We start from the raw sequence: 15,756 nt of genomic DNA, 5'->3' as shown, positions 1-15,756 counted from the left end.
TGCAGTTTATTCGATAACCGCAAACTTAAGCTGGCCGTCCTGCAGCCAAATTTGGACGGGCCGCCCGCGCATGTCCTGCGGCACCTCTTCGAGTACCTTGTAGTTGCCGGCAATGGAGACCAGCTCCGCATCGAACTCGCGGCAGAAAATGCGCGCATTTTCGTTACCTTGAGCTCCGGCAATGGCACGGCCGCGCAATGGGCCGTAGATATGGATGGAGCCGTCGCTGATCACTTCGGCGCCGGCACCGACCGAAGTCAGTACGGTGAGATCCTTACCGGCCGCGTAGATCTGCTGTCCGGAGCGGATCGGTGTGGCGTGGATCTGGCCCGGTTGATCGTTCGAAGGTGCTGCGGGCGCCGGCGCGGCAGCCGCTGCGGGGGCAGCAGCCGGGACCGGAGCCGAGGCCGCAGTTGCAGCGCCGCCGGCGCGGCTCGGATCGAAGGATTCGCGAAATTTGGCCAGAATCGGGAGATTCAGGGCGCGGGCCAGTTGTTCGGTGGCCGAGGACCCGTAAGCCACAGCCACCGGCAGGGTGCCGGCAGCGCGCAATGCATCAATTAGCTGCTGCGCTTGAGCGACCGTGGGCACTTCGGACAGAGCGCCAAAATCCAGCACGATGGCGGCGTGACCGAACAGATTGGGCGCGCGTTTGACGCGATCGTCCATCTCGGCCTGCAGCCTGGCGATATCAAGCGTCTGGATGCGGAGGTTGGCGATGCCGACCTGACCAATTTTCAGTTCACCGGCGAGTTCGTAATTAGGAGTGGCGGACATCGAGAATCTAAAGAGAAAGGGGCTGGCGGCTCAGACCGCGCGGGGGTGCTGGATCCACTCGACGTCAGGCAGTTTGCTGCCATACGTATTGCGGATCCAATCGTAACTATACAGAGGCTTCATTAGCATCGAAACCCGCAACTTGGCATTGTCCATGCCGGTTTGGCCGACTTCGCGGAATCCCAGTCCGCCGTGGAACAGCAGGACCTTGTCTGCCAGCTCATCCATCAGGACCTCGGTGGCGAACTGCGGGTAGCGCGGTTCGGCGTAACTCTCCGCATCGGCGTAGAGAATGCGGCCGAGGCCGCCGCCGCGCGTTTCGTTGTCCACTACGATGCGGTCAATATAGAAGAATTCGGGGTAGTGGTGGCGGAACCACAGGAAATTGGAGGAATCGTGTGCGGCCCCGGAGCCGAAACCGATGATGAAACCGTGCAGGACGCCCTCGATCTCGGCGACGCGGAAGTATTCGGCGGTGTCGAACAGATGGCGCAGGCGTTGCGCCTCCAGAGGAATGATCGAAGGGCCGGCGGTGTTGTTGACAGCCAGTACCGCATCGAGATCCTGTTCGCGAACGTCCCGGATTTGTACCGCCATATATCGCTCCAAAAGCCTGTCGCCGGTGGGTGAGCCACCGTTTGAAATTATGCCACATGGCGCCTGCGGCGACTCGAACCGGGCTCGGCCGCACCCATGACCAAAGGGGCATGGCAGGGTTCGTGCGATGCCGTACGATGGACTCACCATGACCCGCTTCAACCACATCCGTCTATTGCGCTATTCCGGCCTGTTTACATGGGCGCTGATGGGGTTTCCGATCTTTGACCTGCTTCGCCGCGAAGAGTTCGGTGAGCGCGATGTGCAATGGATCTGGATCTGCTATCTGAGTTTCGGGCTGAGTTATTTTCTCAGCACGCGCAATCTGGGTCGCAAACAGACTCGGGTCGCCGATTACATCCTGATGGTCATCATGACCTCCAGTGCGCTCGGTTTCGGGTTTTTCTCCGGTAGCGGACTGGGGTCGATCCTGCTGATGGTGGCCGCCTCGGTGTTTGCCTGGCTGCTGACGCCAACCCTGGGCATCCTATGGGTGATCTGCAGCAACCTGGCCTTTATTCCGGTGTTTCGATCCATGAATTACTCGTGGTCTGATGCGCTGATGCAGTCGAGTCTGTACGGCGGTTTCTGTCTGTTCGTGTTCGCTACCGGTTTCGTAGCGCGACAGCAGGCGCAAGCACGCGATGAACAGCGCCGCCTGAATGCCGAACTGCGGGGCACGCGCTTACTGCTCGCCGAATCCACCCGCATGACCGAACGTACTCGCATCAGTCGTGAACTGCACGATTTGCTCGGTCACCACCTGACCGCGTTGAGTCTCAATTTAGAGGTGGCAGGCCATCTTGCCGAAGGCGCCCCCAAGCACCACATCACCCAGGCCCACACGCTGGCCAAGCTGCTGCTGACCGATGTGCGCGAAGTGGTCTCGCAACTGCGTGAGACCGGCGCGATGAACGTAGGGCAGTCGCTGCGACCGCTAGGCGATAACGTGCCCGGCATCCAGATTCACTGGGATATTCGCGAACCTTTGGTGATGGACGATCCGGCGCGTGCGCATGTGCTGTTACGCTGCACACAGGAGATCATCACCAATGCGGTGCGCCATTCGCAGGCGCGCCATCTGCACATCCAGGTTCGCGCTGTCGAAGGCAAGGTCGAACTCGATGCGCACGATGACGGCCGCGGTGCCGATCGCTGGATTGCCGGCAACGGACTGTCCGGTATGCAGGAGCGCCTGCATCAGATCGGTGGCGATGTACGCATCCAGACCGAGCCCGGGCGCGGTTTCCGCGTTCTGCTCCATGTTCCGCTACACGAAGACAGACGGGTCGCCCTGGCCCAGACTGCTAACCTGATTGACCCCTGAGCGAGGTGGCACTATGACTAACCGTATTCGTGTATTTCTGGTTGATGATCAAACCCTAGTGCGACAAGGCGTGCGTTCACTGCTGGGGCTGAGTGACCGCATCGAAGTCGTAGGCGAGGCCACTGACGGCAAACAGGCGCTGGAGACGATTCCCTTAGCGCAGCCCGATGTGGTGTTGATGGACATGCGCATGCCGGTAATGTCCGGGCTCGAAGCGGTGCAGTCCATGGCTGCCGCGGGCAACTTGCCGCCAACCATCATCCTCACCACGTTTGATGACGATCAGCTGGTACTGGCCGGTATCCGTGCCGGTGCCAAGGGCTACTTGCTGAAGGACGTGTCGCTGGAGCAGTTGGTCGAGGCCATTGAGACCGTCAACGCCGGTGGATCGCTGATGCAGCCTGCGCTGACTCAGCGTCTGATGTCGGGTTTGGAGCAGCTCAACAACAATTTCGTGTCTTTGGAGCAGCCCGATCCGCTGACCGAACGGGAAACGGAAATCCTGCGGCTAATGGCGGGCGGTTTTTCCAATAAGGAGATCGCTAATTCGCTTGGCGTGGCCGAGGGAACGATCAAGAATCACGTCTCCAATATCCTGTCCAAGCTGGGGGTTCGGGACCGGACTCGGGCCGTCCTGAAGGCTCTGGAGCTGCAATTAGTGTAAAAAATTGTAAAAAATTCCGGTCTAACATCTCGCATCCGGCCGAATGGCTTGATACGATTAGAAAATGTGCCCCTCCCGTCCCGGGACCGGCTCCGGAGAACCTGAATGTCTAACCGTATCAAAGAAGTCCTCATTTCCCTGGGTATCGTCTTCACCATGTTCCTGGTGGTCGGCCTGATTCTGCCCTCGAGCCGTCACATGTCGGCTGAAATGGAAACCAACCGCAAGCGCACCATCGTTTTTGACGCACTGAACGGCTTTGCGCGCTGGAAGGACTGGAACCCAATTGCACAGCGTAGCCCCACCGTCCAAACCAAATTCTCGGGTCCGTCTACGGGCAAGGGTGCACGTCTGGACTACATGTCGCTGAACAACCGTGATGGTGTCGGCTCCTGGACGATTACCGACAGCGTGCCGCTGAAGTCGGTCTCGGTCGATGTCGACAACTCCGATAAGGGCTACAACAAGCGCATGAAGTTCACGCTGAGCTCGGCCGGCCGCATGAAGCGCAACACCAAGGTCGTCCAGTCGTATGACGTCGATTACGGTTTCAACCTGATCGGCCGCTATGCCGGTCTGTATGTCTCGGCAACCGTTGGCGAGGACCTCAAGTCCGGTATGCGCAAGTTCAACGACATGCTGGCTCTGATCCCGAACTTCGACTACACCGATCTGGAAACCGGCGATCCGGCTACCGCGCCTAAGTTCTCGCAACTGGGTGAAAAGAACATCATCTCGGTCTCGGTCGAAGTCGCCCGTGCCGAAGAACCGCTGAAGAACGCCATCAAGGATGCGCAATCGACGCTGGTCGCCACCATGAACGCCAATGGCCTGGTTGCTGACGGTCCGCTGCAAATCGTGACCACCAACTTCGGTCAGGCCACCTATGCATTCGACGTGGCTCAACCGGTCAAAAAGGCCGGCGCCAGCGGCAAAATCGATATCCGCACCGATAACCGCGTCAAGGCCGAATACATTCCGGCCGGTCCGGCCGTGCAAGTGGCTGCTGTCGGTACCTACAATGATCTGCCTAAGTTCCGCAACGCGCTGTCTCAGTGGGCTGCCGCTAAGGGCGCTACCCCGGTGGGCCGTGCGTTTGAATCGTGGTTCTCGGGTGTCGAAGGCAGCTTCCTGCCGACCGGCAACTACACCGTTTACCAACGCGTCAAGGCACTGCCGGCAGGCGTTTCGCTCGATGGCGCTGCCAAGACCGAAGCTGCTGAAGGCGCCGCCGCTCCGGCTGCTGCTGAACCGGCTGCAGAACCGGCCGCCACGCCGTAAGTTCTCTCCATGGCAGCGATCCCCCGCGGCTTTGACACCGTGGCCGCTGCCAGGCATCTGGTCCGCAAGGACCCGACGCTCAAACCGTGGATCCGCAAATTGGGGCCTCTTGAGGCCCCAATTTCGTGGAAGCAATCGTTTGACACCGCCGATGCGTTGGCGCGATCCATCCTGTATCAGCAGTTGTCCGGCAAGGCCGCGGCGACCATCGTCGGGCGGGTCGAGACGGCGATCGGTGGCCCGCGTTTAAGCGGCGCGGCGCTGGATTCCGTCTCCGATGAGGTTCTTCGTGCCTGCGGTGTATCCGGCGCCAAGACGCGCGCCTTGCGTGATTTGGTGGCGCGACAGGCGGCGGGTGAGATCCCCTCGTACCGGCAGCTCGTGCATTTGTCCGACGACGTGATCATTGATCGGCTGACGGCCGTGCGCGGCATTGGCCGCTGGACCGCAGAGATGCTGCTGATGTTTCGTCTCGGGCGGCCTGACGTGCTGCCCGCTGACGATCTGGGCGTGCGCAAGGGCGCACAAAGGGTCGATGGGGCGGAGGTCATGCTAACGCCCAAGCAGTTGATCGCACGTAGCGAGGCCTGGGGTCCGTATCGTACCTACGCGGCCATGATGCTGTGGCGCATCGCCGATCTGCAGTTGTAGCTAGAACGACTCGGCGGCGCGAAGGGCGTGTCCCCGGGCCCAATGCCAGGGCTCATAGACAATGCCGTGCGGGTTGTCGCGCGGGTAACTCATCGTAAAGCCGTAAGTGGCGCCGTTAGCTGTGAGCCACTCAAAGGCGGGGGTGCCTTCGAAGGATTCCTCGGCGGCGGGTTCGCCCGGAGCGGAAATGTCGAGCGCCAGACCGGTGTGATGCTCGCTGAAGCCCGGCGCGGCGTTCACCTGCAGGATCTCAGCGACGGTCTGGCCGCGCTCGAGCTTGCGGCGGAAGATGCCGAGCTGATAACGGTGGCTCCGAAAGCCGGAGATCGCTTCCAGCGTGATGCCATCGTTGGCTGCAGCAGCGAGCATGCGAGTCCAGGCAAGTGCCGTATGCAGTTCGAGCCAGAGGCTGCGGCCGTATCGGTCAAAGCCCGCAAAGTGCAAGTGCGACGGCTCCGGCAGCAAGCGCAGGCCCGTGCGCGTTGCGTACTGAGCGGGGTCCACCTGCAGCGCATCCAGACAGCTCAGCAGGTCATCGAGAGGTACGGTGGTGCCGAGCTCGGTATGCGCAGTCAGTCGTTCCAGCGCGGCGCTGCGGAACCCGGCGGGATCGGCAGGTGGCGCGATCTCAGGGCACCATGCGAACTCGCCTTGCGCGGTGATGCGAGCAGGGAACAGTCCGCCGGACTTGTCACGAACGCGCCAGCCGGCATTCTCATCGCAGGCCGGTGGTAGCAGACCATTGGCATCCATGACGCGCTGAGGCCACAGCTCGACAAGGGCGGCATTGAGCAGCTGCTGCGATGCATCGCTCATTGCGGCACCGGGATCCTGTACAACGGCGCCACGCTGAATTCGCCGGTTACAAACACCGATTTGCCGTCGGCTGTGTAGCCCATCGCCTCGGCTTGCGGAATGACGGGTAGGACGCGAACTAAGGGATCGCGCGATACGGCCCGACTCCACTTTTCCTTGCCCTTGCGCGTGTAGAGCAGTACGTACCGATAGGTCAGCACGGCCATTGTGTTGCCATTGGGCGAGATGCTGGCCGCAGTGACCTGATGATCATAGGGCGCCAGGCGCGGTCTCGCTTTCAGATCGGCCTTGCTGGCCGAAGGCACGCCGATCACATCCCCCAGGCGTTTCGCGGTCTGAACTTTCGGCGCATCCGGGTCGAGACTCACGCTAAACAGAATGGGCGGCTTGCGCTTTTTTGTGATCAGCAATACTTGGCGACTGGCAATATCCACTGTCATCGCTTCGGTGTCGTGCGGACCGTCAGGAAAACGGAAAGCAATCGAACGCGTCGGTTGCAGGCGACTGTTGGACAGAGCGGCCGGCTCTTCGATGACATGCAGTTGCAGCGTCTTGCGCAGCGCACCGTTGTCGCCGGTGTCGGCGATCACCAGATAATGCCGGCCATTGATCGTGTACTGATCGATGTCTTCCCAGTCGGTCTTGTTGACGCCGTCGATGGTGTAGGTGGCCACGCGCGTGCCGTAGCGATTAATGGCATACAGTTGGGCCGCGTTGCCCCCATCGTCAATGACCCAGAATACGTTGGCGTGACGACCCGATGCCGTCAGACCGCTGATTTCGTTGAGCTGCTGATCCACGATCACGCCCTGCAGGCGCGATGCCGTTTTACCGCCTAAGGGAACTCCGCAGGCGCTCACCACGGCGCATAGCATCAGCATTGCCGCTGTACGCAACAACGCAGCTTGCCGCGGCCATCTGGCCGCTCGATTTATAATGGAAGGGCCCAAGGCCGGGGCGGATCGCATCTGTATAGGATGGCATGGACCGGCCGCCACGAAAACTACATCCGGAGACAGAGTTCACATGACTTCCATTGGCACCCCGTTGGCGCCTTCGGCGACTCGCGCCTTACTGCTGGGATCCGGCGAACTCGGCAAAGAAGTGGCCATCGAGCTGCAGCGATTCGGTGTCGAAGTGATCGCCGCCGACCGTTACGCCAACGCGCCGGCCATGCATGTGGCCCACCGCGCTGTGGTGCTCGATATGCTGGATCCGCAGGCGGTCCGTGAGCTCGTCGACAGGGAGCAACCGCACCTGATCGTGCCCGAGATCGAAGCGATCCATACGCAGACACTGGTTGAGCTGGAGAGCGAGTGGGGCGCGGATTCAGACCGCCGCGTGATTCCGACGGCGCGTGCCGCGCAGCTGACCATGGATCGCGAGGGCATTCGCCGCCTGGCCGCAGAGGCCTTAGGCCTGCCGACCTCGCCGTATGCGTTTGTAGACACGCTCGAGGCCTATCGCGATGCCGTCGAGCAGATCGGCATGCCGTGCGTGGTCAAACCGGTGATGTCGTCCTCCGGCAAAGGGCAGAGCACCGTGCGCAGCGCCGACGATGTGCAGGCCGCATGGGATTACTCGCAAACCGGTGGTCGCACCGGTGCCGGCCGCGTCATTGTCGAAGGCTTTGTTGATTTCGATTACGAGATCACACTGTTGACCGTGCGCCATGCCGGTGGCGTGAGTTTCTGCGCGCCCATCGGTCATTTGCAGCGCGATGGCGACTACCGCGAGAGCTGGCAGCCGCAGCCCATGTCGCCGATCGCTCTGAGTGAGGCGCAACGCATCGCCGATGCCGTCACGGCCGAGCTGGGCGGTTGGGGTGTGTTCGGTGTGGAGCTGTTCGTCAAAGGCGATCAGGTCTGGTTTAGCGAAGTGTCTCCACGACCGCACGACACCGGGCTGGTCACACTGATCGGTCAGGAATTGAGTGAATTTGCACTGCACGCGCGCGCGATTCTGGGTCTGCCGATTCCGCAGCTGGTGGATTACGGTCCGTCGGCTTCGTGTGCGGTGCTCGCGCAAGGCAACGGCGTGCCGCAGTTTGACGGTGTGGATCGCGCATTGAACGAGCGGGGTACTGCATTGCGCCTGTTCGGTAAGCCGATTGTGCAAGGTCAGCGCCGCGTGGCGGTTACGCTGGCACTGGGAACATCAATTGATGAGGCCCGCCGCAAGGCGCGCGATGCCGCTGCGGCCCTGCAAATTACCCTGGATCCGGAGAACTGATTTGAACAGCGAAACTGTGGTGGGGCGCTACGCCGTCTACTTACTCGATAGCGCGGCCGAAGCGCTAGGACCCGTCGCCGCTCCGTTTATTCAAAAGGACGCCAGCGGTCCGCATATCGTCGCCGCCGAAGTCGATACCGGTGGCGCCCTGTGCGAACTCACACTGCACGGTAAAGATGCCAAAGGCGTCGACATGACGGTCGAGATGATGATCCCCTTAGGGATGATCAAGATGATCCTGACCATAGTCGCGCCGGAATCCATCGGCTTTCAGCCGCGTAGGTAACGGCTATCCGACGCGCTCAGCGCGAGTCGTCGGGGCCGAAGCGCAGATCCATCCACACCATGTGATGATCGCTGGCGGTGGTGGCATCGGCTTGCGGGTCTTTCGGCAAGGGCCAGAACACGCCCTGTCCGAGAATCTCGAACTGCTTTGACGGAATGACGTAATCCAGACGCAAGGTGCCCGCTTGGGGACCGAAGTCGCCGGTGTGCGTGCTCACATCGCCCTTGCGTTCCTTGCCGTAGTCCAATGCCCTCAGCGCTGCGCCCGCACTGCGCGGAGCATTGCCGGTTTGCGCGCGCGGATGGTCCAGGATCTGCCGAACGGCGCCGGCAACGCCATCGCCATCATCGGGGTCGGCATTCTGATCGCCCATGATCACGAAGGCACGATCGGCCGCCAGACCGCCACAGTGTCCGCGGTCATCGCACAGCCAGCGCGCAGAGGTAGCGGCATTGTCGAGATACTCGCGCCACAAACGGATTTCGTCGTGATTGCGGTTGCGGTTGCGACGCTCGGGACCGTCAAACACGGGCGGCGTCGGATGCGAGGCCAGTACATGCACGGTCTTGCCGTTGACGAAAACGGGTACATCCCAGTGCGACTTGGAGGAAAGTCGCAACTGACCCCATGCCTTGGCCGAATACCAGTCCTTGCCGGTGGTCGGATCGACAGGTTTCATGGCCTGCGGCATCGCGGACCACTTTAAATTCTGAAAGGTTCGCACGGCGGCCGCATCAATCGGATAACGCGACAGGACCACCATGCCGTATTGGCCGGGATGCAGACCATAGCCCCAGGCGTCATTGCCTGCGCTGCGACCGTCGCCGCCGACTTGGCCGTTGTTGTCGAGATCCAGACCGCTCGGCACCCCGGTATTTACCGGTGCGATGTAGCGGTACGGATAGGTAATAGGGTCCGTGCCCGCGACAGACGCCTGCAGAAAACGCGTACGGAACAGATCGACTGCCGAGCCATCGGCCACGTAATCGAATTCGTTGAGCAGTACGACATCGGGACGGACCGTGCGGATCACGGTAGCGATACGGCGGATATTGGCATCGTCACTGCGCAGGCGCGTGAGCAGTCCGCCATCGGCATCATCGAACATCGAGGTGTTGAACGTGGCGATGCGCAGCTGCGTGCCCGGTTTGCGGCGGACATCGACGCTGTCTTTGGAGATTTCATCCATGGCATTGGTCACTGCGGATTCGACGCGACGCTCGATCCATTGCTGCGGTGTGCAGGCGGTCAGCATCGCCATTGACAGTGCGCCGCTGATTAAAAGGGAAGATTTCATCTCGACTCCGAATTGAGCATGGAAATGGGCAGCCACTGAGAGCCGACCAGCACTTGGGCACCCGCGTAACGCCGCTTGTAATCCATCTTGGGGTGGTCATGGATCCAGTATCCCAGATAGAGATAAGGAAGGCTCCACTCGCGCGCCCATTCGATCTGGCGCAGGATGGCGAACGTACCCAGACTGCGGGCCGCCATCTCAGGTTCAAAGAATGTGTATACGGCCGACAGACCGTCGTCCACGACATCGGTAACGGCGACGCCGATGAGTTTGTCGTCCTCACGCATTTCCAGAAAGCGCGTATCCATCCACGTGCCGGTGAGGAACTCATCAAAATCCGGTTCCTCATGAGCGTCCATGCCGCCATCGCGATGGCGTGACTGCAGGTATCGACGGTACAGATCGAACTGTTCCGGCGTGCGAGTTGGTGGCGCCCATTGTGCGGAAACAGTCTCATTGCGCTGCAGGCAGCGACGTTGGCTTCGCGAGTGTTGAAACGATGCAATCGGCAGGCGTAGTGCAGTGCAGGCCTGACATTCCAGGCAGTCCGGCCGATAGACGATGCTACCCGAACGACGAAAGCCATTGGCCAGGGCCTGGTTGTAGATCAGCGGCAGGCTCGGATCCTGCGGGTCAATGACCAGATCGCGTGCCATTCGGTCATCGTAATAACCGCATTCGTGTTCTGCAGTTCGGAACAGGCGGATGTCAGTGTCGCGTTCGGTGCCCATGGCGGGTAGCCGTTACGCCGCGACGTGACGAGTCAGCTGACGGACAGCCCATCGGCCGTTGATCAGTTCGACACGATACGTACGGTAGTGTGCCCACTGCTGATGGTGAAAGGTATTGATATCTATGACGCCTTCGGTGGCGGAACGCGCACGGAAATTGCCGATCTCAATGAACTCCGCCGGCGTGCCGTCGGTAAGATGCGATCCCGTCAGCGGGTCGGATTGCCGTTGGCAGTGATTGAACGGCACGATGCGTTTGCCGTTGCCCTGCAAGCGCACCATCAGATCATTGACGGGACGTTGGCCATCCACGCTGAGGCATAGCGCCGGCATGGCACCCAGATCAATGCCTTGCTGCAAAGCGCTGATCTGCAGACTTAGTGGCAGCGGTCGGCTCCTGGTCGAATCGATCGGGCCCTGCAGCGCTGCATCCGCACGATCGAGCGGCGAGTGAGTGCGCGTCATAAAAAAGATGCCGGCGCCAATGGTCAGTACGGCCAGTGCGACCAAGCGCAAGGTCATGGCGCGACTGCCTTTGCGCTGGAGCGCGTCGTCGCGGCGTTGCGTGCCGGCCAGATAACTGTCGCGGTCGCGCGTGGAGTCTATCAACTTGGCGTCGAACAGCAGCTGTCGGGCGCGGGTCTTGTCATCGTTGTTGAGGACCCAGGCTTCGGGCAGGTTAGGTGCCGATTGCCGGAAGCTGAAGTCCTGGCGTCGGTTGCCGCGGTAACCGCGCCCGTTGCGGACAATCGCTTCGATGCCGTTGTCGTTCAGAAGGCGGACCACGCCTTCGACAGTTTCCAGACGATCGCTGACAAAGACCTGGCGCATGACTTAACTGCCGGCCTGTTGCGCCGGATCCATTACACGGATCAGGCCTTCCTGAATGGAACTGGCCACCAGACGGCCTTGCAGATCGTAAACCATGCCGCGGGCCAATCCGCGTGCACCCTGCGCTGTGGGGCTGTCCATGGAGTAAAGCAGCCATTCGTCCGCGCGAAACGGTCGGTGAAAGTACAGAGCGTGATCGAGCGAAGCCATGACCACATTAGGCTGGTAATAGCTGACGCCGTGCGGGAAGGTGGCCGTGCCCAACAGATGGAAGTCCGACGCGTAAGCCAGTAAGGAGCGATGCAACGAGGGTTCATCGCCAACGCGTTCGCTCAGACGGAACCAGACTTGCTGGAACGGCGGGCGCTTGGTCGGATTGAGTTCGTCGCGCGGATAGATGTGGCGGAACTCAAAAGGCCCCTGGCGCGACAACCATCGCTGTACCATGGCCGGCAAGGTGGCCGCTGTTTCAGCCGGCACCGGGATCGGCGCGGGGAGATCGTCGGGCTTGGGGACCTCGGGCATGGAGAGTTGGTGCTCGGCGCCGTCTTCGGGCGTCTGGAACGAGCAGGCCATAAAAAAGATCGGCTGGCCATGCTGGATGGCGGTCACGCGGCGCACGCTGAAACTGCCGCCGTCACGGGTGCGATCGACCTGATACACGATCGGATGTTCAATATCGCCGGCACGCAGGAAATAGGCGTGGGTCGAATGGGCGATGCGATCTTCTTCGATCGTGGCCTGCGCAGCACTCAGTGATTGCCCCAGCACTTGGCCACCAAATACGAATTTGGTGCCGATATCACGGCTTTGGCCGCGGAAGAGATTCTGTTCCAGCCGTTCCAGCTGCAGCAGATCGAGTAATTCAGGGACAGTCGAGGTCATCGCGGACATACAGAAAAACAGCCCTCCATTATCGCATGCGGGTTATGGAGCCGCCTGCAGCCGGACCAGTCGAATGGCCGCCAATACATCGCCCCACGGGAATTGCGGACCCGGATCGCGCTTGCGGGCGACCTCGAGACTCGGATCGTCGCTGGCCGGAACGCGCGTGGTGTCCAGATCCTCGTGGCCGGCAATGAACTGCAGGCGCGGATATTGCGCACTCAGTTCCTGCAGCAATCGGATCAGCGCCGTGATCTGCAGCGCAGTATAGGGTTCGTCCATGGCCTGATGGCGTGAATCCAGCCAATTCGGATAGCGACCGGTATTGACCAGTTCAATGCCGATCGAGCGCGGGTTATAGCCGCGGGTGTGATGGGCGACGTACCGGGGTTGGATGTACTGGTGCACGCTGCCGTCCCGGTCAACATAGAAGTGCCCGCTATTGCCTGTGCCCGATTCCTGATACAGCACGGACTCACCGAACTCCCGCGCTGTCTTCAGATCCGGCAATTCGGTGCAGTGGATCACAACCAGATCCACTTGCTCGGGCGCACGCGACTCCAGACGCGATTCGTAGGGCAGCGGATCGGGAAGAAGGTTCAGTGGCGGCAGATCAGCGGGCATGGGCAAATGCTAGCATTATGGCCATGAAGACACCGAACTGCGCCGCATGAAAGGCCATTGCATTCTCTCGCACGGATTTGAAAGCGGACCCGATGCCACCAAAGTCACCGCCCTGGCCGAAGTCGCCGAATCCTTAGGATGGACGCACGAGCGGCCGGACTACACCGGCTATGATGCGCAGTCCGAGGTCAGCGCACTGGGCAACGTCGTGGCGCGCCGAGAACATTTGCGTGCGCGCATTGCCGCGGCCTTGCCGAATGGTCCGGTCGTATTGGCGGGTTCCAGCTTGGGCTCCTATATTTCCGCGCAGGAGAGCCTGCTGGCACCCGTGGCGGGTCTGTTCCTGATGGCTCCGCCGATCTTTCGCGAATTGCAGGATGCCTCGCTGCATCTGGATGCGGCCGCAGTACCCATCTCCATTGTCCATCCGTGGCGCGACGAGCTGATTCCGGTGCAACACGTGATCGACTGGGCCGCGCCGCGCCGTGCACGTCTGCTACTGGTAAATGATACGCATCGCCTGACGGACCACGTCCAGGCCTCGGCACAAGCCTTCGGGCAATTTCTGCAGTCGCTGCGATGAGTTTTTTTGTCAGCTGCGGCAAGGGGCTCGAATACCTGCTGGTCGATGAGTGTGTCGCGCTCGGGGCCCAAGGTGCGAAGGCCGCCATGGCCGGTGTCGCCGTCGAGGGCACTCAGGCCGAGGCGCAACGGATCGTCATGCACTCGCGACTTGCGTCGCGCGTGTTGTGGCCGCTGCACAGTTTTCCCTGTCGCGATGAAAAGGCCTTGTATGAAGGTGCCAGCGCGATTGACTGGCCGATGCATGTGGCGCCCACGGCCAGCATCGCAGTCGATGCCCACGTCTCCGATAGCGGCATCACGCACAGTCAGTTCGCGGCACAACGCGTCAAAGACGCGGTGGTCGACACAATTCGTCGTGAGTTCGATCAGCGACCGTCGGTCGATCTGAAAGAACCCGATGTGCGTCTGCATCTGGTCATCCGTAAAGGCGTGGCCATCATTTCCGTGGATATGGGTGGCGGCCCCTTACACCGTCGCGGTTGGCGCCAGCACCAGGGCGAGGCCCCGTTAAAGGAAACCTTAGCCGCGGCCATGCTGATGCGTGCCGGCTGGCCGCAGATGGCATTGCAGGAAGGCAGCGGTCTGCTGGATCCGATGTGCGGCTCAGGAACCATACTGATCGAAGGCGCGCTCATGGCTGCTGACAGTGCGCCCGGTCTGAGCCGCTATCCGTTTGGTGTCGAACCGAGCCGTTGGCTGCAGTTTGACAGCAAACATTGGAAGACCGTGGTCGCCGATGCGGAGCAACGCCGCCAGGTCGGACTGCAGCGCTTGCCGAGCCTTCAATTCATTGGCGAGGACATGGATTCCCGTGCGCTAACCAATGCGCGTCGCAATGCCGAGCTGGCGGAACTGGATGGCGTCATCGAATGGCGGCAACGCGCTATTGACGATGACACCGCCAATGCGCCGGTTCCCGCGCAAGGCGTCGTGGTTTGCAATCCTCCCTACGATGCGCGACTGCAAGCCGATCCGGCACTGTATCGGGCGCTCGGTACGGCACTGCAGGAGCGGGTGCCCGGCTGGACCGCGGCCATCCTGTGCGGCAGCGAGGAGTTAGGCAAGGCGACCGGCCTGCGTGCCAATAAGGTCTATCAGCTCTTTAACGGCGCGATTGAGGCGAGCCTGATCGTGGTTCGCGATCTGCGTCCGATGACGGCGCGTGAAACTGAGGCTCCGGCGGCGCTGAACGAGTCAGCGCAAATGGTGGCTAACCGTCTGCGCAAGAACCGTCGCAAGCTCAAGTCCTGGTTGGCACGTAGCGGCGTCACCTGCTATCGCATCTACGATGCCGATCTGCCGGAATACGCCGCCGCCGTCGATGTCTATACGCAAGCCGACGACGGCTCACTGTGGCTGCACGTGCAGGAATACGCGGCGCCGGCCACAATTCCCGAGCCGGTGCAGAAGCAGCGCTTGCGCGACCTGCTGTCGGCCGTGCGCGAGGTGTTTGAGGTGAGTCGCGATCGCGTCTCCGTCAAGACCCGTTCGCGCGGCAAGGGCGGCAGCAAGTACGGCGTGATGGATCGGCGTGGTGAGTTCCTTGAAGTTCGCGAGGGCTCGGTCCTGCTACGCGTCAATCTGTTTGATTACCTGGATACGGGTCTCTTCCTTGATCATCGCCCGGTCCGTTCGGGTATTGCCGGTGCGGCCGACGACAAAGACATGCTCAACCTGTTTGCCTACACGGGTGCAGCGACAGTCCAGGCGGCCGTCGGTGGTGCGCGCAGCACGACCTCGGTTGATCTGTCGGCCACGTACCTGCAATGGGCGGCAGACAATCTGCGCATCAACGGTTGTACCGGACGTGCACATCGCCTGGTCCAGGCCGATGCGCTGCGTTTTCTAACCGAGGACAAGTCGCAATACGATCTGATCTTCTGTGATCCGCCGACGTTCTCGAACTCCAAACGGGCAGGGGACTTTGACATCCAGACCAGTCACGTGGAGCTGCTCGAGCTGGCGATGCGCCGACTGCGTCGCGATGGGGTGCTGCTGTTCTCCAACAATTTCCGTCGTTTCAAACTCGATGCTGAAGCCGTGGCCCTGTTCGCCGAGTGCGAAGAGATTACGGCCGAGACGCTGGATCCTGACTTTGAGCGCAATCACCGCATCCATCGCTGCTGGCGACTGACACATCGCAACTGAAAAAATGGCCGGCATGATGCCGGC

17 protein-coding genes are annotated in these 15,756 nt (G+C 61.1%); 8 read left to right on the top strand and 9 right to left on the bottom strand.

The window, feature by feature from the left end; translation table 11 throughout:
- Nucleotides 1-6 precede the first annotated feature (6 nt).
- Both minC and V3390_RS09990 read right to left on the bottom strand, forming a co-directional pair.
- On the bottom strand, nt 7-777 hold the full coding sequence (gene minC / locus V3390_RS09995; protein WP_331689846.1) for a septum site-determining protein MinC: 771 nt from the start codon (nt 775-777) through the stop codon (nt 7-9).
- A gap of 30 nt (nt 778-807) precedes the next feature.
- Nucleotides 808-1,374 carry a GNAT family N-acetyltransferase gene (locus V3390_RS09990; RefSeq protein ID WP_331704305.1) on the bottom strand — a complete coding sequence of 189 codons (567 nt, stop codon included), beginning with the start codon at nt 1,372-1,374 and terminating at the stop codon, nt 808-810.
- Between the two features lie 148 nt (nt 1,375-1,522).
- Between V3390_RS09990 and V3390_RS09985 the strand changes: the two genes are divergently transcribed.
- The 4 genes from V3390_RS09985 to V3390_RS09970 all read left to right on the top strand — a co-directional run bounded on the left by V3390_RS09985 (nt 1,523) and on the right by V3390_RS09970 (nt 5,297).
- Entirely contained in the window at nt 1,523-2,701 is a 1,179-nt protein-coding gene (locus V3390_RS09985; RefSeq protein ID WP_331704304.1) for a sensor histidine kinase, read from the top strand.
- Nucleotides 2,702-2,714: 13 nt separating this feature from the next.
- Nucleotides 2,715-3,365, top strand: coding sequence for a response regulator transcription factor (locus tag V3390_RS09980; RefSeq protein WP_331689849.1), 651 nt, complete (start codon nt 2,715-2,717; stop codon nt 3,363-3,365).
- 105 nt (nt 3,366-3,470) lie between these two features.
- Nucleotides 3,471-4,646 carry a polyketide cyclase gene (locus tag V3390_RS09975; RefSeq protein ID WP_331704303.1) on the top strand — a complete coding sequence of 392 codons (1,176 nt, stop codon included), beginning with the start codon at nt 3,471-3,473 and terminating at the stop codon, nt 4,644-4,646.
- Between the two features lie 9 nt (nt 4,647-4,655).
- Nucleotides 4,656-5,297 carry a DNA-3-methyladenine glycosylase family protein gene (locus V3390_RS09970; RefSeq protein ID WP_331704301.1) on the top strand — a complete coding sequence of 214 codons (642 nt, stop codon included), beginning with the start codon at nt 4,656-4,658 and terminating at the stop codon, nt 5,295-5,297.
- Here V3390_RS09970 and V3390_RS09965 read toward each other — a convergent pair whose 3' ends face one another.
- Together V3390_RS09965 and V3390_RS09960 are read right to left on the bottom strand one after the other, a co-directional pair.
- Nucleotides 5,298-6,113 (bottom strand): M15 family metallopeptidase, encoded by an 816-nt coding sequence (locus V3390_RS09965; RefSeq protein ID WP_331704300.1) that lies wholly within the window; start codon nt 6,111-6,113, stop codon nt 5,298-5,300.
- On the bottom strand, nt 6,110-6,994 hold the full coding sequence (locus V3390_RS09960) for a hypothetical protein (protein WP_331704299.1): 885 nt from the start codon (nt 6,992-6,994) through the stop codon (nt 6,110-6,112). Before V3390_RS09960 ends, V3390_RS09965 begins: the two co-directional genes overlap by 4 nt.
- A 145-nt stretch (nt 6,995-7,139) precedes the next feature.
- Here V3390_RS09960 and purT point away from each other — a divergent pair, with 145 nt between their 5' ends.
- Nucleotides 7,140-8,345: a formate-dependent phosphoribosylglycinamide formyltransferase gene (gene purT / locus V3390_RS09955; RefSeq protein ID WP_331704298.1), complete on the top strand. Its 1,206-nt coding sequence runs from the start codon at nt 7,140-7,142 to the stop codon at nt 8,343-8,345.
- 1 nt (nt 8,346) lies between these two features.
- Nucleotides 8,347-8,631: a hypothetical protein gene (locus V3390_RS09950; RefSeq protein WP_331689855.1), complete on the top strand. Its 285-nt coding sequence runs from the start codon at nt 8,347-8,349 to the stop codon at nt 8,629-8,631.
- A 16-nt stretch (nt 8,632-8,647) separates the two neighbouring features.
- Here V3390_RS09950 and V3390_RS09945 read toward each other — a convergent pair whose 3' ends face one another.
- The 5 genes from V3390_RS09945 to V3390_RS09925 form a co-directional block, all read right to left on the bottom strand.
- Complete coding sequence (locus V3390_RS09945) at nt 8,648-9,820, bottom strand: endonuclease/exonuclease/phosphatase family protein (protein ID WP_331704353.1); 1,173 nt, start codon at nt 9,818-9,820, stop codon at nt 8,648-8,650.
- A gap of 104 nt (nt 9,821-9,924) precedes the next feature.
- Complete coding sequence (locus V3390_RS09940; protein WP_331704297.1) at nt 9,925-10,659, bottom strand: arginyltransferase; 735 nt, start codon at nt 10,657-10,659, stop codon at nt 9,925-9,927.
- Nucleotides 10,660-10,671: 12 nt separating this feature from the next.
- Complete coding sequence (locus tag V3390_RS09935) at nt 10,672-11,490, bottom strand: hypothetical protein (protein ID WP_331704296.1); 819 nt, start codon at nt 11,488-11,490, stop codon at nt 10,672-10,674.
- Nucleotides 11,491-11,493: 3 nt separating this feature from the next.
- Nucleotides 11,494-12,384 (bottom strand): acyl-CoA thioesterase, encoded by an 891-nt coding sequence (locus V3390_RS09930; protein ID WP_331704295.1) that lies wholly within the window; start codon nt 12,382-12,384, stop codon nt 11,494-11,496.
- 33 nt (nt 12,385-12,417) lie between these two features.
- Nucleotides 12,418-12,999, bottom strand: coding sequence for an N-acetylmuramoyl-L-alanine amidase (locus tag V3390_RS09925; RefSeq protein ID WP_331689859.1), 582 nt, complete (start codon nt 12,997-12,999; stop codon nt 12,418-12,420).
- Nucleotides 13,000-13,045: 46 nt separating this feature from the next.
- Between V3390_RS09925 and V3390_RS09920 the strand changes: the two genes are divergently transcribed.
- Together V3390_RS09920 and rlmKL are read left to right on the top strand one after the other, a co-directional pair.
- Nucleotides 13,046-13,582 (top strand): alpha/beta fold hydrolase, encoded by a 537-nt coding sequence (locus tag V3390_RS09920; RefSeq protein WP_331689860.1) that lies wholly within the window; start codon nt 13,046-13,048, stop codon nt 13,580-13,582.
- Nucleotides 13,579-15,732, top strand: a complete 2,154-nt coding sequence (rlmKL, locus tag V3390_RS09915) for a bifunctional 23S rRNA (guanine(2069)-N(7))-methyltransferase RlmK/23S rRNA (guanine(2445)-N(2))-methyltransferase RlmL (RefSeq protein WP_331704294.1) — start codon at nt 13,579-13,581, stop codon at nt 15,730-15,732. Before V3390_RS09920 ends, rlmKL begins: the two co-directional genes overlap by 4 nt.
- The last annotated feature ends 24 nt before the right edge of the window (nt 15,733-15,756 follow it).

Origin of the sequence: Aquilutibacter rugosus (assembly GCF_036541335.1) — a bacterium.
Classification (GTDB): domain Bacteria; phylum Pseudomonadota; class Gammaproteobacteria; order Xanthomonadales; family Xanthomonadaceae; genus Aquilutibacter; species Aquilutibacter rugosus.
Note: the sequence above shows the minus strand (reverse complement) of the source record. Positions and strands in the feature narration are given on the sequence as shown.

What these genes read in the sequence shown, in the direction of transcription:
- V3390_RS09925 (WP_331689859.1), bottom strand. Translation starts at nt 12,999, where the DNA reads ATGCCCGCTGATCTGCCGCCACTGAACCTTCTTCCCGATCCGCTGCCC.
- V3390_RS09935 (WP_331704296.1), bottom strand. Translation starts at nt 11,490, where the DNA reads ATGCGCCAGGTCTTTGTCAGCGATCGTCTGGAAACTGTCGAAGGCGTG.
- V3390_RS09960 (WP_331704299.1), bottom strand. Translation starts at nt 6,994, where the DNA reads ATGCTGATGCTATGCGCCGTGGTGAGCGCCTGCGGAGTTCCCTTAGGC.
- V3390_RS09945 (WP_331704353.1), bottom strand. Translation starts at nt 9,820, where the DNA reads ATGGATGAAATCTCCAAAGACAGCGTCGATGTCCGCCGCAAACCGGGC.
- V3390_RS09970 (WP_331704301.1), top strand. Translation starts at nt 4,656, where the DNA reads ATGGCAGCGATCCCCCGCGGCTTTGACACCGTGGCCGCTGCCAGGCAT.
- V3390_RS09930 (WP_331704295.1), bottom strand. Translation starts at nt 12,384, where the DNA reads ATGTCCGCGATGACCTCGACTGTCCCTGAATTACTCGATCTGCTGCAG.
- V3390_RS09975 (WP_331704303.1), top strand. Translation starts at nt 3,471, where the DNA reads ATGTCTAACCGTATCAAAGAAGTCCTCATTTCCCTGGGTATCGTCTTC.
- minC (WP_331689846.1), bottom strand. Translation starts at nt 777, where the DNA reads ATGTCCGCCACTCCTAATTACGAACTCGCCGGTGAACTGAAAATTGGT.
- V3390_RS09940 (WP_331704297.1), bottom strand. Translation starts at nt 10,659, where the DNA reads ATGGGCACCGAACGCGACACTGACATCCGCCTGTTCCGAACTGCAGAA.
- V3390_RS09965 (WP_331704300.1), bottom strand. Translation starts at nt 6,113, where the DNA reads ATGAGCGATGCATCGCAGCAGCTGCTCAATGCCGCCCTTGTCGAGCTG.
- V3390_RS09990 (WP_331704305.1), bottom strand. Translation starts at nt 1,374, where the DNA reads ATGGCGGTACAAATCCGGGACGTTCGCGAACAGGATCTCGATGCGGTA.
- V3390_RS09980 (WP_331689849.1), top strand. Translation starts at nt 2,715, where the DNA reads ATGACTAACCGTATTCGTGTATTTCTGGTTGATGATCAAACCCTAGTG.
- rlmKL (WP_331704294.1), top strand. Translation starts at nt 13,579, where the DNA reads ATGAGTTTTTTTGTCAGCTGCGGCAAGGGGCTCGAATACCTGCTGGTC.
- V3390_RS09985 (WP_331704304.1), top strand. Translation starts at nt 1,523, where the DNA reads ATGACCCGCTTCAACCACATCCGTCTATTGCGCTATTCCGGCCTGTTT.
- V3390_RS09920 (WP_331689860.1), top strand. Translation starts at nt 13,046, where the DNA reads ATGAAAGGCCATTGCATTCTCTCGCACGGATTTGAAAGCGGACCCGAT.
- purT (WP_331704298.1), top strand. Translation starts at nt 7,140, where the DNA reads ATGACTTCCATTGGCACCCCGTTGGCGCCTTCGGCGACTCGCGCCTTA.